Genomic DNA, 20,726 nt, shown 5'->3' with positions numbered 1-20,726 from the left:
TGGCAGTGAGCCGTGCCGTTTACTTGCTACTACACTTCGTTTCGCATACAGTCTTTCTAAGAATCAAAGATTCTTGAAAGACTAGCATCGAAACGTAAGTTTTGAGCGGCACTGCGAACAGCCACCAGACTTCAGCCCCACGTAGCTAGACAATAAGAAAAGCGTAGAGGGGCGTTCAGGAGTTTGCGACAGCGAACCATGTCGTTTATTTACTCGCAACGCTAGTTGCGAGCGACATTGAGAGCAGACGCCAAACTCCTGCCCCACGTAGCTAGACAAAGAAAAGCAAGCGGGGCGTTCAGGGTTTTGTCGCAGTGAGCCATGACATTTACTTGCTTGAAACGAAGTTTCAAGTGGCATTGCGAACAGCGACCCAAACCCTGCCCCTCGCAGCTAGACAAAGAAAAGCGAGCGGGGCGTTCAGGAGTTTGCGACAGCGAACCATGTCGTTTATTTACTCGCAACGCTAGTTGCGAGCGACATTGAGAGCAGTCGCCAAACTCCTGCATTTCCTAGCTAAGCAAAAAATCAAACAAACTATTAAATCACCTAAAAAAGAAACGGAGAAAAAAATGACAGAGAAGAAAACAATTGTTGCACTTTCAGGAGACGGTATTGGGCCAGAAATCATGGCTCAGGCATTGAGAGTGTTAAAAGTAGTAGCGGAGAAAATTGAATTTGATTATGAAGTGGTTGAAAAAGCGTTTGGCGGTGCAGGAATTGACCAGTTTGGTCATCCTTTGCCAGAAGAAACATTGCTGGCTTGCCAAAATAGTGATGCCATTCTCTTAGCAGCAATTGGAGCTCCAAAATACGACAATGCTCCCGTCCGAGCAGAACAAGGTTTGCTTGCATTGCGAAAAGCCTTAGGATTGTACGCAAATATTCGTCCAATTACTGTTCATCCTGCACTTGCTCATCTTTCGCCATTGAAACGTGAGGTTGTCGTGGGAAGTGATTTCGTGGTTGTTCGTGAGTTAACAGGAGGCATTTATTTTGGCGAGCATACGCTAGAAGAAACTTCCGCTCGTGATGTCAATGATTATTCTGCGGAAGAAATTCGTAGGATTATCAGAAAAGCATTTGAAATTGCTCGAAAACGAAAGAAAAAAGTGACTTCCGTTGACAAGCAAAATGTTTTGGCAACGAGTAAATTATGGCGGAAAATTGCAGATGAGGTGGCAACGGAATATCCAGATGTTACGCTAGAACATCAGTTAGTAGACTCTTGTGCAATGCTGATGATTACCAATCCTAAAAAATTTGACGTGATTGTAACTGAAAATTTATTTGGCGATATTTTGTCAGATGAGGCAAGTGTTTTGCCGGGAAGTCTAGGTGTAATGCCGAGTGCGAGTCATTCTGAGACAGGGCCGTCATTGTATGAGCCAATTCACGGATCTGCTCCAGATATTGCAGGGCAAAACATCGCCAATCCTGTTTCTATGCTCCTCTCTGTTGCGATGCTTTTGAGAGAGAGTTTTGACAATGAAGTTGGAGCAAGCATGATTGAACAAGCGTGTGATACGGTCATGAACGAGGGAATTTTAACAAGAGATTTAGGCGGAGACGCAAGTACGAGTGAATTTGTTGATGCACTCATCAAACATCTTTAATATAAACGGAGGATTATTATGAAACAATCAATTTTTGACAAACTTTGGGAAAGACACGTGATTACAGGAAAAGTGGGCGACCCACAACTTTTGTATGTGGATTTGCATTTAATTCACGAAGTAACAAGTCCACAAGCATTTTCTGGATTGCGTAGTGCCAATCGAAAAGTACGTAGAACAGATTTGACTTATGGGACAATGGATCACAACACGCCAACGGTCGATATTTTTAATATTCAAGACTTGGTTTCTAAAAATCAAATTGAAACATTAGCAAAAAATGCCAAAGAATTTGGCGTTACAGTTGCTGAAAATGGCAGTGAAAAACAAGGAATTGTGCATATGGTAGGTCCTGAGCGAGGACTTAGTCAGCCCGGAAAAGTCATTGTTTGTGGCGATTCGCATACTGCAACGCATGGAGCATTTGGTGCGATTGCGTTTGGTATTGGAACAAGTGAAGTAGAACACGTATTTGCTACCCAAACGATTTGGCAAAGAAAACCAAAAACCATGAAAATTGAATTTACAGGAAAAGCTCAAGCGGGAGTTTATGCAAAAGATTATATTCTTGCGTTAATTGCAAAATATGGAGTGGATGCTGGAAGTGGGTATGCCGTTGAATTTACAGGAGAGGCGATTGCTGCACTTGAAATGGAAGAGAGAATGACCATTGCCAATATGTCTATTGAATTTGGAGCGAAAATCGGTTTGATGAATCCTGATGAGAAAACATTTGCCTATGTGAAAGGACGTGAATTTGCACCAGAAGATTTTGATGAAGCTGTTGCAGATTGGAAAACGCTCGTTAGCGACGAAGAGGCAAGTTATGACAAAGTATTGACACTTGACGTATCGAATCTTGCACCAATGGTTTCTTGGGGAACGAATCCAGAAATGAGTATCGAAGTGACTCAAACATTACCTGAAATTCAAGATTTCAATGATGAGCGTGCCTATCAATATATGGATTTGAAACCGGGGCAAAAGCCGGAAGAAATCAAACTCGGGTATGTCTTTATTGGTTCATGCACCAATGCTAGACTTTCAGATTTACAGCTTGCTGCCTCACTTGTTGAAGGGAAAAAAGTTGCTGAACATATTACCGCCATTGTAGTGCCGGGAAGTAGACCAGTGAAACGTGAGGCGGAAAAACTTGGGTTGGATAAAATTTTCCTTGAGGCTGGTTTTGAATGGCGAGAACCGGGGTGCTCTATGTGTCTCGGAATGAACCCAGATCAAGTGCCAGAGGGCGTGCATTGTGCATCTACGAGCAATCGTAATTTTGAGGGACGACAAGGAAAAGGAGCAAGAACGCATCTTTGTTCTCCTGCAATGGCAGCAGTCGCCGCGATTGAGGGGAAATTCATTGATGTGAGAAAAGTAATAAAGGAGGTAGCAGTATAATGGAGAAATTTACTGTTTGCATGAGTACAACCGTTCCTTTGATGAACGATAACATTGACACAGACCAAATCATTCCAAAGCAATTTTTGAAAAGCACAGAAAAGACAGGTTTTGGTCAACATATGTTTTTTGAATGGCGATATTTAGATGATGGCACAGAAAACCCTGAATTTCCTTTAAATTTCGAGCAACATCGCAATGCTCAAATTTTGATTACAGGAGACAATTTTGGCTCAGGTTCTTCACGTGAACACGCAGCTTGGGCGATTGTAGATTATGGATTTCGAGCGATTATTGCAGGAAGTTATTCGGATATTTTCTACAATAACGCACTGAAAAATGGTTTGTTGCCAATCATTTTGCCACTAGACGAGCGAGAAAAACTCGCCACTCTTCCGTCAAATGAAGAAATCGAAATCAATTTAATTGAGCAGACGATTACTACAAGTCTAGGAGTTTACGAATTTGAAATAGATGAAACATGGAAACATAAATTAGTCAACGGTTTAGATGATATTGGAATTACATTGGAATATGAAGATTTAATTCGTGAATACGAAGAAAATCGTCCTGTTTATTGGCGGTAATAGTATTTAGGGTACCTTTAAAAAAAGTCAACTTTCATTGAGAGTTGGCTTTTTTTGCGATTAGAGAAAAAATAGATATAGAAGAATGCTATCACATGAGCGAAAAAGACTATTTGAATTTTAAAGGAATATCACGTACACTCTATTAAAGTTCTATTTTTAAAAAAGCGAAAGATTTGCTGAAATGCTAGAAAATCTTGATAGTTTTAGCATTTCATTGACTTAGTAATTTTCTATCAAAGGAGAAAGGAAGAAAACTATGTATATTAAAACACCACAAAAGTACATTGTCGAAAATAAAATCATTCAAAAAATCGGAGAGTATGCAAAAGAATACGGAGAAAAAGTCTTAATTGTTGCAACTCAGAAAGGGGTTGAGCGATTTGGTGCGAAAATTGAAGAAAGTTTTCGTCAAAATCAATTAGAGACTGTTTCGTTTGTGTTTCAAGGCTATCCTACTCTTCAAACAGCAAAAGAAATTGCCGAATTGGCTCAAAAGGAACGTGTTACGTCATTGGTCGCTCTTGGTGGCGGACGAGTAATAGATGTGGTGAAAGTTGCAAGCAACGACAGCAAACTGCCACTGATTGTCGTACCAACGATTGCGGCAACTTGTGCATCGTGGGCATCTGTTTCAATCGTTTACAACCAAAAAGGTGAATTTGTGCAACCTTATTTCAATGAAAAATCGCCTGAAGTTACACTTGTTGACCCTGAAGTTATCTTATCTGCCCCACCAAGATTTTTATACGCAGGAATTATTGATACGATTGCAAAATATATAGAAATCGCACCTTATTTGGAGAAAACGAAAGTGGATACTATTTTACAAAGTGTTGTAGCGATCGCAAAAGAAGGAGTGGAAATTTTAAAACATCATGGAAATAAGGCGATTCAGCAAGCAGAAGAAGGGAAGTTTGAAGAGTCTGCAAAAGCGGTGATTGATGCGATTATTTTGCAAGCAGGTTTAACTGGAAGTTTAGAGAGTGGGAAATTGTACCAAGGGCTAGGACATCCGTTCTATGATGCGTCCACATTTGTGAAAAAAAGTAATCAATTATTGCACGGCGAACGTGTTGGTTTTGGTTTGCTCGTTCAAAAAGTGCTACAAAAAGTGACGGCAAAAGAGTGGGAAGAAACGTTGAAGTTGTTTCAGTTATTTGACAATGTATTCACATTAGAGGATTTATATTTAAACGAAAAAGATGTTCGATCAATTTCACATTTTATTTGGGAAAACAGGCGGGAACAAGTGTTAAATTTGCAACTAGCCCAAAGTGCCGAAGAAATTGAGCAAGGAATTTTTCAAACGAATGAAAAAATAAAAGAATGGAGAGGAAGAAATGTCTAATTTATCCGTGAAAAGAAATTTACAAGCGTTTGAGAAAAAATATGTCAAGCGTGAGATAAAAGATACAGAGGAAATTCCAATGGTGCAGCTCGATAGAAACGAGAATAATTTTGGCTTTTCTCCAAAAGTTCCCCAAGCGATTGCGGAAAACATATCCAGTTCTTATGTCTATACAAATGTTGACGGTGAACCATTGCGGAGCAAACTTGCTGAATTTCACAAGGTGAGCGTAGAAAATATTTTAATCGGAAATGGAAGTTTTGAATTGATTGGTCTCATCGCACAAGTTTTCCAAAATAAAGGAAAAAAAGCGATACAAGGGGTGCCGACATTTGATTGGTATAGGATAGCAACTATTCTCAATCATGGTGAGATGATTGATATACCGCTAGAAAATCACCATTATCCGTTGGAGGAAATCGCAAGGAATGTAACAGATGATGTGGAAATTATTTGGCTATGCAATCCGAACAATCCCACAGGGACATTTTTCACCAAAAAAGATTTAGTAGAGTTTTTGGAGAAAATTCCGTCTTCAAAGCTCGTGGTAGTTGATGAGGCATATATTGATTTTGTGCCTGACGAAGTTTTGGAGGATAATCTTTCGTTGCTAGAAAAGTATGAAAATCTCTTGTTTTTACGGACGTTTTCTAAAATTTATGGTCTAGCATCTCTGCGTGTAGGATATGCGATTGCCAATCCTAGCATTATTCATAGTTTGTTTCAGTTTAAAATTCCACCAAATACTAATCGTTTGAGCGTAATGGCGGCAGCTGCGAGTTTGCAAGATGTAGAGCATTACGGAATAGTAAAGGAGAAAGTGGCGAGCGAAAAACGTTTCTATGAGGAAGAATTGACAAAACGTGGGTTTTATTTCATTCCGTCTTATACGAATTTTTTGCTTATTGATTTTGGCAAAAAGACGGACGAAATCGTGAGACAATTTGCGAAAGAAGGGATTTTACTTCGAGGGGGAAGTGAGTTTGGCTATGACCATTTTATACGTGTAACAATCGGGAAACATCAAGAAAATAAATTATTTTTTGAAGTATTAGATAAAATTTCTTTGGAGGAATAGCATGACAAATAAAATTTCAATACATGAGGAACAGCGAGAAATCAACGCAAAAGGTGAGTTTCAAAGACAGAAAAATAGATTTGACACACCATTTGGCGAAAACGCTGGAGAATTGCCAGTAGAGAGTGGACGTTATCGTTTGCTTTGGGCGGAAATTTGCCCTTGGGCTCACAGAGCGGTGATTGTGCGAGAATTGCTCGGGTTAAAGGACGTGATTAGTTTAGGCACTGCAAGCCCTGTTCGAACGGAGCATGGCTGGGAATTTTCGTTAGATGAAAACGGAGTAGACCCAGTGCTAAATATCCGCTATTTACCCGAAATCTACGCTCAAACCGATGAAGAGTACACAGGGCGAGCAACGGTGCCAACGGTTGTAGACGTTCAAACAAAAAAAGTTGTCAACAATGATTATTTTCGTTTGACCAATTATTTAGAAGTGGCATTTCAGAAATTTCATAAGAAAAATGCTCCTGATTTATATCCGAGACATTTGCGAAAAGAAATTGATGCGTTCAATGAAATTCTTTTCCACGATGTGAACAATGGTGTATATAAGGCAGGTTTTGCGAGAAGTCAAGAGGCGTATGAAAAAGCTTATGATACGTTGTTTGAACGATTGGATGAATTAGAAGAAAGGCTCGGAAGTTCTCGGTATTTGTTTGGCGATGAAATCACTGACAGCGATATTCGGCTTTACGTTACGCTGGTACGGTTTGATGCAGCATATTATTCGGTTTTTCGTGTCAATCGCAACCGTTTGATTGATTTTCCAAACCTTTGGAACTATGCAAAGGATTTGTATCAAACAAAAGGGTTTGGCAACACGACAAATTTTGATGCGATTAAAAAAGGGTATCAACTTGGGAATGTTTCGTCCAATCCATTCAATATTTTAGCAAAAGGTCCAAGAGTAGAAAACTGGCTAGAACCACATAATCGAGAAAAATTAACGAAAGAGGTATGAATATGAAAAACAATAAATGGAAAACAATCATTTTTTTAAGCGGAATTGTAGCAGTATTGAGTTTAATTACGGCTTGTGGCAGTAAAGAGGAGGCGGATACGAAAGAAACGAAAACACAAGAAGTTCTCGTCGGAACAGGAGCTTATCCGAAACCTTATGCTTATCAAGAGGAAAATGGTGAATTAAAAGGCTTTGACTTAGATGCTTTGCGTGAAATATTCAAAGATAGCAAAGAATATTCGGTTGAATTTCAAGCGGTCGATTTTGAGGCGGTTTTAGCAGGAGTGGACACAGGACGTTTTCAAATTGGTGCCAACTCATTTGCCAAGACAAAAGAACGTGAAGAAAAATATGTTTTTTCCAAACCAGTTTATCGTAATCCTTTAGCACTTGTTGTGAAAAAAGGTTCAAAGATTTCGTCTATCGAGGACATTGCAGGCAAGAAAACACAAGGTGAGGCAGCGGTTAGTTATACAGCGATTTTAAACGGGTTTAACGAGGAACATAAAGAAAATCCAGTGGCAATTGAATTTACCGACAAAGATTTAAGTCAACAATTTGAAGATGTTGCCTCTGGAAAAATAGATTTCAAGCTAGAAAGTGCTATTATTGCCTCTTTTGTAATAAAAGATCACAATATTGAAGGCTTAGAAGTCATTGAATTGCCAGAAGAGGCAGTTACGACACGCTCAGCATATAGCTACTACATTTTCCCGAAAAATGAGGAAGGGGAAACATTAGTCAAATATGTAAACGAACAACTAGAAACAGTCCGCAAAGACGGTCGTCTGAAAAAATTAAGTGAAAAATATTTTTCAGGAGACTACGTACCAAACGAAGAACAATTTGAAAGCAAATGAAAACGAAAAGCGAGCGGGGCGTTCAGGAGTTTGTCGCAGTGAGCCACAGCATTTATTTACTGGAAACGCAGTTTCCAGTGCTGTTGCGAACAGCGACCCAACTCCTGCCCCTCATAGCTAGACAAGAGGTATCCCATGAAACTAGACACATTTGTAGTAACAGGAATTTCATCTAAGGAGACACCACACAACGCTGTCACTCCTCCAATTTATTTAACTTCAACGTATGAACAAGAAGGATTGGACGAATTTGGTGAATATCAATATTCACGAGCAAGCAATCCAACGAGGACACATTTGGAGAAATTGGTTGCAGGGTGTGAAAATGCTCGTTTTGCTCTTGCGTATTCTTCAGGTATGGCAGCAAGCAGTGCATTTTTCAGTCTTTTTCAGCCAAAGGACAAGGTGTTGTTTAATAGCGAAATTTATGGTGGAACGTATGCGTTTGTGCAAAAGTATTTTCAGCAATATGGCATTGAATATGAATTGGTGGAAAATTTGAATGAATATTCACTAGAAGATTTTGATGAAAATGTAAAAGGAATTTTCATTGAAACGCCGAGTAATCCTCTTTTGCGAGTGAGCGATATTCAAAAAATCAGCGATTTAGCACATCAAAAAGGAATTGTCGTGGCAGTGGATAATACATTTTTAACCCCGTATTATCAGAAACCTTTAGCGTTAGGAGCAGACGTAGTCGTTTATTCAGCAACGAAATATTTCGGAGGGCATGCCGATGCGATTGGAGGGTTGATTACGACAAATAACGAGACACTACATGAAAAACTTCGTTTTTTCCAAATCAATCAAGGAGCAATTTTAAGTCCTTTTGAGTGCTATTCTTTTATTCGTGGGATAAAAACATTGAGCGTGAGATTAGATAGACAAACGGAAAATACGAAAGCGATAGTGGCATTTCTACAACACCATAAAGATGTTGAAAACGTCTATTTTGCAGGAAGTGCAAATAAAGCAGAGCGTGAAATTCAAGAAAGACAAGCAAGTGGAATTGGTGCATTGATTTCATTTTCACTCAAAGAAACGATCGATCTTGACGTGTTTTTAAAAGCGTTGCAGCGTTTTGATTTGGCAGCAAGTTTGGGCGGAGTGGAGAGTTTGATTGAGCATATTGGCAAAATGAGTCATCAATCGTTTAGTGAAGAAGAATTGAAAATTCTTGGCATTAGCAATCGTCATCTTCGCCTTGCGATTGGTATTGAAAATAAAGAAGATTTGATAGAAGATTTAGCACAAGCACTAGAAAAAGCGAGGTTGTCATGATTTATCAAAATGTTAGCGAACTAATTGGCAAAACGCCTCTTGTCAAATTGGAAAATCCCAATGAAAGAGAATTTGCAGATGTTTTTGTAAAACTGGAGTATTTTAATATAGGGAAAAGTGTAAAAGACAGAATTGCTTTAAATATGGTGGAAACAGCGATTCGTGAGGGGAAAATTACTGCTAGGACAACACTTGTGGAGGCGAGCAGTGGAAACACTGGCATTGGGTTAGCGATTGTTTGTGCAGTCAAAAAAATCCCCTTAATTGTGATATTGCCAGAAGTGGTAAGTTGTGAGAGAAAACAACTTATTCGTGCTTATGGAGCAACGGTAATTGAAACTTCCGCTAGTGGTGGCATTGCAGCAAGTTTTGAAAAAATGGAGGAATTATTGCGAGAAAATCAAAACTATCTTTCGCTAAGACAATTTGAAAATAGAGCGAATCCGCAAATTCATTTTCAAACAACTGCACCAGAAATTATTCGTGCATTAGGAGCAGTGCCTGAGGCATTCGTTGCAGGCGTGGGAACAGGTGGTACGTTAACAGGAGTAGGCAGTCATTTTCGAGAGTTGAAAAAAGAGGTGAAAATCTTTGCCGTAGAACCAGAAAAATCACCCGTACTAAGTGGAGGAATCGCCTCGCCACACAAAATCCAAGGAATCGGAGCAGGCATTATCCCTGAAGTGCTAGATACCACGCTTTATGATGAGGTATTGCGTGTTACTGAGGAGGAGGCTATTACTCAAACGAGAAAATTAGCAGAAAAAGGACTATTGCTTGGTATATCAAGTGGTGCGGCAATTCATGCAGCGTTTGACGTAGCAAGAAAAATCGGAGCAAACAAACACGTAGTTGTTGTAGCTGCTGACAATGGAGAACGCTATTTATCAACGGATATTTTTGCTCAAAAAAATTATGAGGAGGCGAAGAATGAATAAAGGAAAAATTTTTGATATAGATGCTGTTTGGCAAGCAATTCCAAAACTTTTCAAAATGATTCCTACGACAGTAGAAATAACGCTAGTTTCGATGATTATCGGTTTAGTTTTAGGACTGCTTTTTGCAGTGATAAAAATGAAAAAAATCCCCGTATTGTATCAAATGCTCCTTGTGTTTGTTAGTTTTATTCGAGGAACTCCGATTATCGTGCAACTTTATATCACTTATACAGGAATCCCTCTATTTTTGAAATATTTGAATGCAACGTATGATACCAATTGGAACGTGAATAGCGTGCCAGCAATGCTTTTCGTTTTGGTTACATACTCTTTTAACGAGGCAGCGTACCAATCGGAAACAATCCGCAGTGCCTTGCAATCGGTAGATAAAGGGCAAATCGAGGCGGCAGAAAGTCTAGGGATGACTTATCCGCAAGTGTTTCGGAGAATTATTTTGCCAGAAGCAAGTGTAGTCGCTACTCTCCCTCTTGCCAATGCATTAATGGGACTATTAAAAGGAACTTCTGTTGCATTTGTTGCAGGAGTAGTCGAGATGACCGCACAGGTGAAAATCATTGCAGGGAGCAATTTTCGTTACTTTGAGACCTATTTAGCCGTGGCAATTTTGTATTGGGCGATGAATATTTTGATTGAATTTCTCGTTTATTTGTTGGAAAACAAGTTGGAAATAAAAGACCCTCGTGGACGTGGAACGGGATTATTTGGGAGAAAAGAGGTGAGAAGTGATGTTTAAAATAGAGCATCTCTCTAAAAAATTTCATCAGCATATTGTGCTAAATAACATCAGCGTTGAATTTCAAAAAGGGGAAGTGATTGCCTTGATTGGTGCCAGTGGTGCAGGAAAATCAACGTTTCTAAGAAGTTTGAATTACTTAGAAAAAGCAGATAGCGGGACACTTTCTTTGGAGAATCAATTGTTCAATTTTGAAACGATTAGCAAGCAGGAAATTTTAGAGTTACGCAAGCAAACTGCTATGGTATTTCAGCATTTTAATTTGTTTGAGCGAAAGACGGTTTTAGAAAATGTTAAAGAGGCTTTGAAAATTGTGCAGAAAATTTCAGATAAAGAGGCAACAGAAATTGCTTTGCATGAGATTGAAAAAGTAGGGCTTACTGATAGAGTCAATTATTATCCAAAACATTTGTCTGGCGGGCAAAAACAACGTGTAGGGATTGCTAGAGCGTTGGCTGTTAAGCCGAAATTACTTCTTTTAGATGAGCCGACAAGTGCGTTGGATCCAGAATTAGTAGGTGAAGTGCAAGCGACCATTCAGCAGGCGACAAGAGAGGGGCAAACGATGTTACTCGTTTCTCATGAGATGAATTTTGTCCGCAGAGTAGCAACGAAAGTTTTGTTTTTAGAAAAAGGAAAACTGATTGAAAGTGGCTCGACAGATGACGTCTTTAATCGCCCACTGAACCCGAGAACACGTGAATTTTTATCAATGAAAGAACAAAATTATGAGCCAGAATTTATTATTTAGAGGTGCCCTAAAACAAGTGAGAGGAATAGCGAAATAATGAAGAAAAGAAAATTATTATTTATTTTCTCCGTTTTTTTAACTGTTTTCGTATTGTCAAGTTGTCAATCAAAGGAAGAAAAAAGCAAAGAAACGGCGGAAAAAACGGTGATTACAGTAGCAACAGATGCGGATACCAATCCGTTTACCTTTGCCAAAGATGAAGTGCCGACAGGATATGACGTAGAAGTTGTCAAAAAAGTGTTTGAGAAATTACCCGAATACGAATTGAAAATCGAAGTGACAGATTTTGACTCGGTAATCTCAGGCGTGTCGAGCGGTCGTTACCAAATTGCAGCCAATGACATAGGGTGGAACGAGGAAAGGGAAGAAAAATATTATTATTCATCTCCCTTGTCGAAATCAAGCAATGCTATTGCAACGAAGTCTGAAAAAGAAGTGAAAACTTTGGGAAATCTTGCAAAACAATCGACAGAAGTCCTGCCGAGTGCTAATTTTACAACGATTTTGACCAAATACAATGAAGAAAACCCCAATCAATCCATTCAGTTGAACTATGTGGACGGAAATTATCCGATTGCCAGTCGTTTGCTTGATGTGGAAAATGGAAAAATTGATTTTATTTTGTATGATGCAATCTCGTTGACAACGATTATAAAAGAACAGGATTTGAAACTAAATGTCTATCCAATTACTTCTGAAAGTGAAGATGAACATGACGGATATGAGTATCTTATTTTTACAAAAGATGAACAAGGAAAAAAATTGCAAGAGAAGGTCAATAAAATCCTAGCAGAATTAGAAAAAGACGGGACATTAAAAAAATTATCCAACCAATTTTTTAAAGGAGATTTTGTACCCAAAATCATTGAGTGAAGTCGAAATACGAAGTATTTCAGCGTAGCGAAATGCTTTTGAGCTGAGGGGGAATGTTTACGAAGTAAACCAAGTCGCAAGACTTGCTTTTAGCAAAGCTAAAAGTTTCCCCGATAAGCAAATCATTTAGGCAGAACAAAACTAAATGGTATAAGGGCACCTCTAAAAACTCGCACTTATCCTAAATTGCTAGTTTTCCGATTTTCTTCGTCAATCTCCTCAACCTATGAACCACATAGCTTTCGTCGATTTCCTCGATAATCGAAAAACTAGCTAATTTAGTCTTAAGCGGAGTTTTTAGAGGTGCCCATAAAAAATAATTACAAGGTGAAGAACATGACAGAGTTGACAAAAGAATTTTATGAAGAATTAGTTGAAATAAGGCACTATTTACATCAACATCCTGAGCTTTCGAATGAAGAATTTGAGACGACAAAATTTTTAAAGAGGAAATTGGAAGAATGGGGGATTGCAATTGTTCCGACAAGTATGAAAACAGGGGTGATTGCTGAAATTGGCGACAAGAGTAATGGGAAAGTCATTGCACTTAGAGCAGATATTGATGCTTTGCCAATTAACGAAAAAACAGGGTTGCCGTATTCTTCAGTAAACGAGGGGATAATGCACGCTTGCGGACACGATTTTCACCAAACAAGTTTGCTTGGTGCGGCAAAAATTTTAAAGGAGAATGAAGACAAACTAAATGGTCTGGTTCGCTTAATTTTTCAGCCAGCCGAAGAAGTGCAAGGAGGAGCAGTAGAAGTCATTCAAGCAGGGCATTTAGAAGATGTGCAAGCAATTCTTGGTTTTCACAACCATCCTAAATTAAAAGTAGGAGAAATTGCCTTGATTGAGGAAGGAATTATGGCATCTGTTGATCAATTTTTTATCAAAGTACATGGAATTGGCACGCATGCAGCCGAGCCACAGCTTGGTGTAGATGTGCCGATTGTGATTTCAACAATTTTAACACAACTTCAAACGATTGTTGCAAGAAATATCCCCGCACGAGAGGCGATTGTGCTAAGTGTTACGCATATCGAAACGGGTCAGGCGTGGAATGTTTTGCCAGATGACGGTTTTTTTGAGGGAACAATTCGCAGTTTTAATCAGGATTTGCGAAAAGAAACGAAACAGCGTTTTGTCAAAATTATTGAAAATACAGCAGAAAGTTTAGGAGCAAGTGTTGAAATTATTTGGGGAAGTTCAGCTCCAGTTACTTATAATTGCCCAAAATTAACGAAAATTGTTGTAGAGGGAAGTAAGAAAGTTGCTAATGTTATTCAAGCGACACCGTCAAATGCAGGAGAAGATTTTTCACATTACCAAGAAAAAATCTCAGGAGTTTTTGCATTCATCGGCACAAATGGAGAAGAAGGAGCAAATGGTTGGCACCATAGCAACTTCCTAGTCAAAGACGAAGCACTGCCAATAGCTGTAAATTATTACGTGGAAAATGCGTTTCATGTGTTGGATAATTTTTTAGTGTAGCGAATTGTTTTTGAGAAAAAAAGGGAAATTTCCCTTGTTATTCAACAAATGCAGGTATAAAAAATATTTTAAGGAGAGTAAAAAAATGTCAAAAGAAAATGAAGTATGTTGCGTTTTACCAACAAATCAAAAAAATGAAACAAGCCCAGTAAGCAAAGAAATAGCCAAAGACGGTCGGTTCGTGCGTCAAACGAATCAATTTACCACCCCTTTTGGAGAAGAAGAAGGAAGTCTCCCAATTGAAAAAAATCGTTATCGTTTAATTTGGGCTCCAGTTTGTCCGTGGGCACATAGACAGGTGATTGTGCGGAAAATTCTAGGACTTGAAGAGGTGATTAGCTTAGGGACGCTTGACCCGCTTAGACCTACTGATATTGGCAAAATTGATTGGGCATTTACATTGGATGAAGGAAATATCGACCCTGTATTAAAGGTACAATATTTGAGTGAACTATATAAAAATGCAGACCCAGAGTATAGCGGTCGTCCAACTGTGCCAGCGGTAATTGATTTGCAGACGAAAAAAGTAGTACAAAATGATTACCACAATCTCACTTATTATTGGGAAAGAGAGTGGAAGAAATTTCATAAAAAAGACGCTCCCGATTTATTTCCAGTAGAAAAAGAAAAAGAAATTAGAGAGCTAAATGAAATTATTTTTCATGAAATCAATAACGGTGTGTATAAGGCTGGTTTTGCTCAAAGTCAAGAGGCGTATGAGGCAGCGTATGAGTTGGTATTCAATCGCTTGGATTGGTTGGAAGAAAGATTGTCTAAGCAACGATTTCTTCATGGCGATAAAATAACAGATAGCGATGTTCGTTTGTATGTCACGCTCGCTAGATTTGATACAGCTTATTACGCTGCATTTAATGTTAATAAAAAACGATTGATTGACTATCCAAATCTTTGGGGCTATGCGAGAGATTTATACCAGACTGACGGATTTGGCAACACGACAGATTTTGACGGAATTAAAAAACATTATTTCTTGAGCCTACACATTCTGGAAAAAGAAAGTAAACCAAAAATTCTACCAAAAGGCCCAGACTTATCCATTTGGAAAACACCTCACAACCGAGCAACACAGTTCGCCTAGAAAAGCTAAGAGGGGCGTTTAGGAGTTTGTCGCAGTGAGCCACAGCATTTACTTGCTGGAAACTTAGTTTCCAGTGCTGTTGCGAACAGCGAGCCAACTCCTGCCCCTCACAGCTAGACCTAGAAAAGCTAAGAGGGGCGTTTTGAAGTCTGCAACAGTGAACACTGTCGTTTATTCACTGCTACACTTCGTTTCGCATACAGTCTTTCTAAGGATCAAAGATTCTTGAAAGACTAGTATCAAAACGTTAGTTGCGAGCGACATTGTGAACAGTTGCCAGACTTCAGCTCATTGCATCTATTCAAAAAAAGGAGGATTTCATGTCATATAAAATTGTCACAACAGATGAAAATATCGAGTACGAACAGATTAAAGATTTGTTACATTACTATGGTTTAACAGATTTGCCAACCGAAAAAATTGAGCTTGCATTTCAAAATAGCTTGTATAAAGTGTTTGTGTTGGATGAGGAGAATAAAGTTATCGGTTGTGGTAGAGCTATATCTGACGGTGTTTCTCACGCAGAAATTTACAATATCGCTCTAAAGGAAAAATATCACAAACAAGGAATCGGTAGAAAAATCATGGAAACTCTCGTAAAACTTGCTCATGGACAAATTATCACACTTTATACAGCTCCGTGGTCAATGGATTGGTACGTCAAACTTGGTTTTAGACCTTTGAATACAGGACTTGTGAAATTTAGAGGTCATGAGATAGAGTGGATGGAGGAGCATGGATTTGTTGGAGAGGGAAGAGAGAATAATTCTTAGCCTAAATATTGCATATTTTTTATAACATTTAACGGAAGAAATAGTGGGATAGAAAATAAAAATATTGAATGAAATTGCGATGAGTGCAGACTTTTGGTGTGCTGTGTAATATTCAGACAGTTATGGCACCTCTAAAAATTTCCTTTGACATTCAAAAAAATTTAGGTATAATAAATGTAATATAAAAACAGATTGAAGAAAGAGTAGTATCCTTTCAACTTATTTTTAGAGAGCTGACGTTTGGTGGGAGTTAGTAGTAGGTGAGAGGTGAATGGACTTTCAAATTGTATTCCGAACGGCTTAGCTTATTAAGGAATACTGGGTGCTCCCAATATAGAGTATGCTGTTGTTAGACAGTGATGAGCGAAACTTTTTGCGAGGTGGCACCGTGTGAAACACCCTCATACCATTTATTTGGTGTGAGGGTGTTCGTGTACTTTGGAAAGTTATCAAGAGGTGGTACCGTGCAATTGCACCCTCAGACTAGCTATTAGTCTGGGGTGTTTTTTTATAGAAAATGGAGGTTGTTATGAGAAAAATAAAAGTGATGAACGCAGATTTTTTAACTCCAGTAGCTGTTTATTTGCGGTTAAAAGGAAAAAATAAGACGATGTTAGAAAGTATTCCACGAGAAAAGGAAAAGGCGAGATATACCATTATCGCACTTGACCCAGTGCATGAGTGTCGTTACCATGCTGGAATTTTTCAGCTAGACAAGGAAAGTTTCCCTTGCCTTGACCCGTTAAAAGAGTTAGAAAAATACGTGGTGAAAAAAGAAAAATTAGTCGAAGACTTACCGTTTCAAAGTGGGGCAATTGGGTATGTTGGTTATGATGTATTCGCTTGTTATGAGGATATTGGTGAAATTCCGCCAGATGAAATTGGACTAGACGATATGCGTTTTTTCCTCTTTGACTCTTATGTACTCATTGACCACCAAAAAGAGAGGATTTATTTTGTCGAGGAAGATACTTACTCGAAGAGGAGTGAGGCGGAGTTGGATTTGGCAATCGAAGAAAAAATGCAGGAAGTGTTAAACGTGCAAGAGACGGAATACCAGCAGATTACCATTCCCAAATTGGATTACAAGAGTAATTATACAAAGCAAGAATTTATGGAAATTGTCAAGAACGCAAAAGAGTACATTCGGCAAGGGGATATTTTCCAAATGGTGCCAAGTCAGCGTTTGTCAGCAGATTTTCCCTACGACCCGTTTGCCTACTACCGAAAATTACGACAAAGTAACCCGTCAAGTTATTTGTATTTCATTGATTTTGGCGATACGCAAATTATCGGTTCGTCTCCTGAGAGTTTGGTTTCGGTCAAAGACGGGGTGGTGTCCACCAATCCAATCGCAGGGACTAGAAAGCGTGGTGTGACACCGCAAGAAGATTTCGCACTAGAGCAAGAGTTAGAAAATGACGAAAAAGAGTTAGCAGAACACAAAATGCTTGTAGACTTGGGCAGAAATGATATAGGAAAAATATCCGAAATCGGCTCCGTCAAAGTGCCACTTTACTTGACCGTAGAGAAATATCGCTATGTAATGCACTTAGTGTCCGTTGTTACAGGACAATTAAAGCAAAGTTACACCTCAATGGACGCACTAAAATCTTTACTTCCAGCAGGGACTGTGTCAGGAGCACCAAAAATTCGTGCAATGCAAAGAATTTATGAATTTGAAAAAGTTAAGCGTGGTGTATATGCCGGTGCTGTCGGCTATCTTTCGCAAAATGATTCTTGCGATTTTGCTATTGCCATTCGGACAATGGTTGTCAAGGATAAAAAAGCTTATGTGCAAGCGGGAGCTGGAATTGTCTTTGACTCTGAACCTGAAAAAGAATATGAGGAAACTTTGCACAAAGCAAAAGCATTGCTAGAAGTTGAAGAGCATGAGTATAACAAAATAGAAAACGGGGTGATTTCATGATTGTTTTAGTCGATAATTACGATTCCTTTACGCACAATTTAGCTCAATATCTTGGCACTTTTACCGAGGTGAAAGTCATCCGAAATGACGCAAAAAATCTGTTTGAAGAGTTAGAAAAAGCGAGTGGTATCGTGCTTTCGCCGGGACCCGGTTGGCCGAGTGAGGCGGGAAATCTTGAAAAAGTGATTGAACATTTCTATCGAAAAAAAGCAATGCTTGGAATTTGTTTAGGACATCAGGCGATTGTCGAAGTGTTAGGTGGGAAATTGATTTTGGCAAAGGAAACCATGCACGGCAAGGAAAGTCAAGTGACACATACGGGTGAAAGTGAAATTTTCCAAGAAATTCCAAGAGAATTTACAGCAATGCGTTATCACTCGATTGTAGTTGAGGAGGCGAGTTTTCCTAGTGAATTAAGAATTACTTCACGAAGTGAGGGAGATGCGGAAATTATGTCGTTTGAGCATGAAAAATTGAATCTTTTTGGACTACAATTTCACCCAGAGTCTATCTCGACACCAGAGGGACTAAAAATGATTGAGAACTTTGTGAAAATCACTAATAATGAGGAGGCAAGAAAATGAAAGGACTATTAGAAAAAATTATTGATCGTGAAAATTTGAACCGCAATGAAATTTTGCAAGTGGGAACATCTATTTTTCAAGGAGAATTAACGGACGCACAAGTTTCTTCTTTCTTAATCGCTTTGAAAATGAAAGGTGAAAGTGCTGTTGAAATGGCAGGTCTTGCTGAAGTTATCCAACGAAATGCGACGAAAATCCCTACAAAAAGAGTAGGAATTATGGATAATTGCGGAACAGGAGGAGATAGAAGTTTCAGTTTTAATGTTTCGACTACTTCAGCCTTTGTTTTAGCATCTGGCGGGGTGAACATGGCAAAACATGGGAATCGTTCCATTAGCTCAAAATCTGGCAGTGCAGATGTTTTGGAAACTCTAGGCATTAATCTTTACTTGCCAGCTGAGCGTTTAGGGGAAATTTTAGATGAAACAGGTCTTGTCTTTTTATTCGCTCAACATTTGCACCCGAATATGCGTTTTATTACAGGGGTACGCAGAGAGTTAGAAATTCCAACGATTATGAATTTGATTGGCCCGCTGACCAATCCAGTTCCGCTAGAATATCAATTAATGGGAACGTCAAGGAGAGATTTAATCGCTCAAACGGCGGAAACGCTAAAAGAGCTAGGACGTAAGCGAGCAGTGGTCATTAGCGGTCCTGAGAACATGGACGAGGCAAGTTTGTCTGGTGTAAATCAATATGCTCTTCTTGAAAATGGCGAAATCACACTTCATGAATTTGATGCAGCAAGCGTTGGTTTAAAGGAAATTTCGGTCAAGGAGATTCGTGGGGGCGAGCCACATGAAAATGCTGAAATCTTGAAAAGCGTACTAAAAGGTGAAAATTCTCCTTACAAAGAAACAACTTTATTAAACGCAGGATTAGGCTTTTATGCGGCGGACAAAGCGACTACTGTAAAAGAGGGGATTGAACTTGCAAGAGAGTTGTTAGATAATGGAGTTGCCTATCAAAAATTAGAAGAAATGCAACGTGTGCAAAGGGGGTAAACAATGGATTTTTTAGAAAAAATATTATTGGAAAAGGAAAAAGAAGTTGCCAAAATGCCTTTAGAGAAAGTAGGGAAAGTAAGAAAAACGACTTCTTTTATCGAAAGATTGAGGAAAAATGAACAAAATTTACAAATCATTGCCGAAGTAAAGCGTGCCTCACCCTCTCTTGGTGCGATCAATATGGAAGTGGACGTGCTAAATCAAGCCAAACAATACGAGCAAGCGAATGTTTCAGCGATTTCCGTTTTAACTGACCCTGTGTTTTTCAAAGGAAATATTGAAGACTTGCGATTGGTCGCAAAAAATGTAGAGTTGCCCGTTTTAAATAAAGACTTCATTATTGACGAAAAACAAGTGAATCGAGCGGTAAATGCTGGAGCGACGATGATTTTATTGATTGTTGCAGCGTTATCGAAAGAAAGATTACAAGTACTTTATGAATATGCTACTTCGATTGGCTTAGAAGTTTTGGTAGAAGTGCATAACGAGGAGGAACTTGCGGTTGCCCATTCCATTGGTGGCAATTTAATCGGTGTGAACAATCGAAATTTGAAAACATTTGAAGTGTCGATAGAAACGAGTTTGCACCTTGCGAAACTTCAAAAATCAGGCGTTTTCTATATTTCAGAATCTGGGATAAAATCAGCGGTAGAGGCGAAAAAAGTGGCGGAAAATTATCGTGCAGTCTTAGTGGGCGAGGCATTGATGAAAGAAAAAGATGCGAAAACGGCGGCAAGTCGCCTTCAGGTGAGACGAAATGTTGATTAAAATATGTGGGTTAAAAACACAAGAGGCAGTTCAAGCGGCGGTAGAAAATGGAGCAACACACATCGGTTTTGTCTTTGCTAAAAGCAAGCGAAAAATCACGAAACAGCAAGCTCGATCTCTAGCAAAGCTCATACCAGACGGGATTGTGAAAGTCGGTCTTTTTGTCGACGAAGATTTGACGAAAGTGAAAGAACTTATCGAAGAAGTGCCGCTTGACATGGTTCAATTGCACGGAAGTGAGAGTATTGACTATGCAAATGAAATAAACGTACCAATTTTAAAAGCGTTTAGTGTTGAAGAGGGCAAACTTCCAGAGGGGATAAAAGAATTTCATGAGCATACTATTTTGCTTGATGCTCCGTCAGGAAAATTTGCAGGAGGCAATGGCGAGCGTTTTGAATGGGAAAAAGTAGACGTTTCACAACTTTCTAACTACCAATTTTTTATTGCAGGTGGTTTAACAAGTGAAAATGTCGTACAAGCAATCCAATATTTTCACCCGACAGGTGTAGATGTCTCAAGCGGTGTTGAGGTGAACGGTGAAAAAAACATAAGGAAAATAAAAGATTTTATACAAACGGTGAAAAATAATCAGCTAAAAAATTAGGAGGTTTATT

Annotated in this window: 23 protein-coding genes; all 23 read left to right on the top strand. The window is 38.9% G+C overall.

What is annotated here, in order from left to right; translation table 11 throughout:
• The first annotated feature begins 314 nt into the window (after window positions 1–314).
• The 23 genes from B5D30_RS13790 (at window position 315) to B5D30_RS10595 (ending at window position 20,716) form a co-directional block, all read left to right on the top strand.
• Window positions 315–470 carry a hypothetical protein gene (locus tag B5D30_RS13790; protein WP_159443304.1) on the top strand — a complete coding sequence of 52 codons (156 nt, stop codon included), beginning with the start codon at window positions 315–317 and terminating at the stop codon, window positions 468–470.
• A gap of 102 nt (window positions 471–572) precedes the next feature.
• The gene (leuB, locus tag B5D30_RS10690) at window positions 573–1,616 is read left to right on the top strand and encodes a 3-isopropylmalate dehydrogenase (protein ID WP_078808069.1); all 1,044 of its coding nucleotides are present in this window, start codon (window positions 573–575) and stop codon (window positions 1,614–1,616) included.
• 18 nt (window positions 1,617–1,634) lie between these two features.
• Window positions 1,635–3,020, top strand: a complete 1,386-nt coding sequence (gene leuC / locus B5D30_RS10685; RefSeq protein WP_078808068.1) for a 3-isopropylmalate dehydratase large subunit — start codon at window positions 1,635–1,637, stop codon at window positions 3,018–3,020.
• The gene (gene leuD, locus B5D30_RS10680) at window positions 3,020–3,607 is read left to right on the top strand and encodes a 3-isopropylmalate dehydratase small subunit (RefSeq protein WP_078808067.1); all 588 of its coding nucleotides are present in this window, start codon (window positions 3,020–3,022) and stop codon (window positions 3,605–3,607) included. The genes leuC and leuD overlap by 1 nt, the downstream gene beginning before the upstream one ends.
• Before the next feature lie 259 nt (window positions 3,608–3,866).
• Window positions 3,867–4,958 (top strand): iron-containing alcohol dehydrogenase family protein, encoded by a 1,092-nt coding sequence (locus tag B5D30_RS10675; RefSeq protein ID WP_078808066.1) that lies wholly within the window; start codon window positions 3,867–3,869, stop codon window positions 4,956–4,958.
• Window positions 4,951–6,036 carry a histidinol-phosphate transaminase gene (gene hisC / locus B5D30_RS10670; RefSeq protein ID WP_078808065.1) on the top strand — a complete coding sequence of 362 codons (1,086 nt, stop codon included), beginning with the start codon at window positions 4,951–4,953 and terminating at the stop codon, window positions 6,034–6,036. The genes B5D30_RS10675 and hisC overlap by 8 nt, the downstream gene beginning before the upstream one ends.
• A 1-nt stretch (window position 6,037) precedes the next feature.
• Window positions 6,038–7,000, top strand: a complete 963-nt coding sequence (locus tag B5D30_RS10665) for a glutathione S-transferase family protein (protein ID WP_078808064.1) — start codon at window positions 6,038–6,040, stop codon at window positions 6,998–7,000.
• A 2-nt stretch (window positions 7,001–7,002) separates the two neighbouring features.
• On the top strand, window positions 7,003–7,860 hold the full coding sequence (locus B5D30_RS10660) for a transporter substrate-binding domain-containing protein (RefSeq protein WP_159443303.1): 858 nt from the start codon (window positions 7,003–7,005) through the stop codon (window positions 7,858–7,860).
• Window positions 7,857–8,036, top strand: coding sequence for a hypothetical protein (locus tag B5D30_RS13265; protein ID WP_144399576.1), 180 nt, complete (start codon window positions 7,857–7,859; stop codon window positions 8,034–8,036). The genes B5D30_RS10660 and B5D30_RS13265 overlap by 4 nt, the downstream gene beginning before the upstream one ends.
• On the top strand, window positions 7,996–9,141 hold the full coding sequence (locus B5D30_RS10655) for a trans-sulfuration enzyme family protein (RefSeq protein WP_078808062.1): 1,146 nt from the start codon (window positions 7,996–7,998) through the stop codon (window positions 9,139–9,141). The genes B5D30_RS13265 and B5D30_RS10655 overlap by 41 nt, the downstream gene beginning before the upstream one ends.
• The gene (gene cysK, locus B5D30_RS10650) at window positions 9,138–10,079 is read left to right on the top strand and encodes a cysteine synthase A (protein WP_078808061.1); all 942 of its coding nucleotides are present in this window, start codon (window positions 9,138–9,140) and stop codon (window positions 10,077–10,079) included. Before B5D30_RS10655 ends, cysK begins: the two co-directional genes overlap by 4 nt.
• Complete coding sequence (locus tag B5D30_RS10645) at window positions 10,072–10,833, top strand: amino acid ABC transporter permease (RefSeq protein ID WP_144399575.1); 762 nt, start codon at window positions 10,072–10,074, stop codon at window positions 10,831–10,833. The genes cysK and B5D30_RS10645 overlap by 8 nt, the downstream gene beginning before the upstream one ends.
• Complete coding sequence (locus B5D30_RS10640) at window positions 10,826–11,584, top strand: amino acid ABC transporter ATP-binding protein (RefSeq protein ID WP_078808059.1); 759 nt, start codon at window positions 10,826–10,828, stop codon at window positions 11,582–11,584. Before B5D30_RS10645 ends, B5D30_RS10640 begins: the two co-directional genes overlap by 8 nt.
• Before the next feature lie 36 nt (window positions 11,585–11,620).
• The gene (locus tag B5D30_RS10635) at window positions 11,621–12,457 is read left to right on the top strand and encodes a transporter substrate-binding domain-containing protein (protein WP_078808058.1); all 837 of its coding nucleotides are present in this window, start codon (window positions 11,621–11,623) and stop codon (window positions 12,455–12,457) included.
• Between the two features lie 345 nt (window positions 12,458–12,802).
• Window positions 12,803–13,948 (top strand): amidohydrolase, encoded by a 1,146-nt coding sequence (locus B5D30_RS10630; protein WP_078808070.1) that lies wholly within the window; start codon window positions 12,803–12,805, stop codon window positions 13,946–13,948.
• A gap of 85 nt (window positions 13,949–14,033) precedes the next feature.
• Window positions 14,034–15,047, top strand: a complete 1,014-nt coding sequence (locus B5D30_RS10625) for a glutathione S-transferase family protein (protein ID WP_078808057.1) — start codon at window positions 14,034–14,036, stop codon at window positions 15,045–15,047.
• 73 nt (window positions 15,048–15,120) lie between these two features.
• Window positions 15,121–15,276, top strand: a complete 156-nt coding sequence (locus B5D30_RS13785; protein ID WP_159443302.1) for a hypothetical protein — start codon at window positions 15,121–15,123, stop codon at window positions 15,274–15,276.
• 91 nt (window positions 15,277–15,367) lie between these two features.
• The gene (locus tag B5D30_RS10620) at window positions 15,368–15,820 is read left to right on the top strand and encodes a GNAT family N-acetyltransferase (protein ID WP_078808056.1); all 453 of its coding nucleotides are present in this window, start codon (window positions 15,368–15,370) and stop codon (window positions 15,818–15,820) included.
• 529 nt (window positions 15,821–16,349) lie between these two features.
• On the top strand, window positions 16,350–17,750 hold the full coding sequence (trpE, locus tag B5D30_RS10615) for an anthranilate synthase component I (RefSeq protein ID WP_078808055.1): 1,401 nt from the start codon (window positions 16,350–16,352) through the stop codon (window positions 17,748–17,750).
• Window positions 17,747–18,334: an aminodeoxychorismate/anthranilate synthase component II gene (locus B5D30_RS10610; protein ID WP_078808054.1), complete on the top strand. Its 588-nt coding sequence runs from the start codon at window positions 17,747–17,749 to the stop codon at window positions 18,332–18,334. The genes trpE and B5D30_RS10610 overlap by 4 nt, the downstream gene beginning before the upstream one ends.
• Window positions 18,331–19,338, top strand: coding sequence for an anthranilate phosphoribosyltransferase (gene trpD / locus B5D30_RS13985; protein ID WP_078808053.1), 1,008 nt, complete (start codon window positions 18,331–18,333; stop codon window positions 19,336–19,338). The genes B5D30_RS10610 and trpD overlap by 4 nt, the downstream gene beginning before the upstream one ends.
• Window positions 19,339–19,341: 3 nt before the next feature.
• Window positions 19,342–20,109, top strand: a complete 768-nt coding sequence (gene trpC / locus B5D30_RS13980; protein WP_078808052.1) for an indole-3-glycerol phosphate synthase TrpC — start codon at window positions 19,342–19,344, stop codon at window positions 20,107–20,109.
• Window positions 20,099–20,716, top strand: a complete 618-nt coding sequence (locus tag B5D30_RS10595; RefSeq protein ID WP_078808051.1) for a phosphoribosylanthranilate isomerase — start codon at window positions 20,099–20,101, stop codon at window positions 20,714–20,716. Before trpC ends, B5D30_RS10595 begins: the two co-directional genes overlap by 11 nt.
• Window positions 20,717–20,726: the final 10 nt, after the last annotated feature.

This window comes from Pilibacter termitis (assembly GCF_900167335.1).
GTDB classification, from domain to species: Bacteria; Bacillota; Bacilli; order Lactobacillales; family Streptococcaceae; genus Pilibacter; species Pilibacter termitis.
The sequence above is the reverse complement of the archived record's forward strand: the minus strand, read 5'-3'. Positions and strand labels throughout refer to the sequence as shown.

Excerpts from the sequence above, each read along its gene's own strand:
- leuB (WP_078808069.1), top strand. The coding sequence starts at position 573 with ATGACAGAGAAGAAAACAATTGTTGCACTTTCAGGAGACGGTATTGGG.
- leuC (WP_078808068.1), top strand. The coding sequence starts at position 1,635 with ATGAAACAATCAATTTTTGACAAACTTTGGGAAAGACACGTGATTACA.
- leuD (WP_078808067.1), top strand. The coding sequence starts at position 3,020 with ATGGAGAAATTTACTGTTTGCATGAGTACAACCGTTCCTTTGATGAAC.
- B5D30_RS10675 (WP_078808066.1), top strand. The coding sequence starts at position 3,867 with ATGTATATTAAAACACCACAAAAGTACATTGTCGAAAATAAAATCATT.
- hisC (WP_078808065.1), top strand. The coding sequence starts at position 4,951 with ATGTCTAATTTATCCGTGAAAAGAAATTTACAAGCGTTTGAGAAAAAA.
- B5D30_RS10665 (WP_078808064.1), top strand. The coding sequence starts at position 6,038 with ATGACAAATAAAATTTCAATACATGAGGAACAGCGAGAAATCAACGCA.
- B5D30_RS10660 (WP_159443303.1), top strand. The coding sequence starts at position 7,003 with ATGAAAAACAATAAATGGAAAACAATCATTTTTTTAAGCGGAATTGTA.
- B5D30_RS13265 (WP_144399576.1), top strand. The coding sequence starts at position 7,857 with ATGAAAACGAAAAGCGAGCGGGGCGTTCAGGAGTTTGTCGCAGTGAGC.
- B5D30_RS10655 (WP_078808062.1), top strand. The coding sequence starts at position 7,996 with ATGAAACTAGACACATTTGTAGTAACAGGAATTTCATCTAAGGAGACA.
- cysK (WP_078808061.1), top strand. The coding sequence starts at position 9,138 with ATGATTTATCAAAATGTTAGCGAACTAATTGGCAAAACGCCTCTTGTC.
- B5D30_RS10645 (WP_144399575.1), top strand. The coding sequence starts at position 10,072 with ATGAATAAAGGAAAAATTTTTGATATAGATGCTGTTTGGCAAGCAATT.
- B5D30_RS10640 (WP_078808059.1), top strand. The coding sequence starts at position 10,826 with ATGTTTAAAATAGAGCATCTCTCTAAAAAATTTCATCAGCATATTGTG.
- B5D30_RS10635 (WP_078808058.1), top strand. The coding sequence starts at position 11,621 with ATGAAGAAAAGAAAATTATTATTTATTTTCTCCGTTTTTTTAACTGTT.
- B5D30_RS10625 (WP_078808057.1), top strand. The coding sequence starts at position 14,034 with ATGTCAAAAGAAAATGAAGTATGTTGCGTTTTACCAACAAATCAAAAA.
- B5D30_RS10620 (WP_078808056.1), top strand. The coding sequence starts at position 15,368 with ATGTCATATAAAATTGTCACAACAGATGAAAATATCGAGTACGAACAG.
- trpE (WP_078808055.1), top strand. The coding sequence starts at position 16,350 with ATGAGAAAAATAAAAGTGATGAACGCAGATTTTTTAACTCCAGTAGCT.
- B5D30_RS10610 (WP_078808054.1), top strand. The coding sequence starts at position 17,747 with ATGATTGTTTTAGTCGATAATTACGATTCCTTTACGCACAATTTAGCT.
- trpD (WP_078808053.1), top strand. The coding sequence starts at position 18,331 with ATGAAAGGACTATTAGAAAAAATTATTGATCGTGAAAATTTGAACCGC.
- trpC (WP_078808052.1), top strand. The coding sequence starts at position 19,342 with ATGGATTTTTTAGAAAAAATATTATTGGAAAAGGAAAAAGAAGTTGCC.
- B5D30_RS10595 (WP_078808051.1), top strand. The coding sequence starts at position 20,099 with ATGTTGATTAAAATATGTGGGTTAAAAACACAAGAGGCAGTTCAAGCG.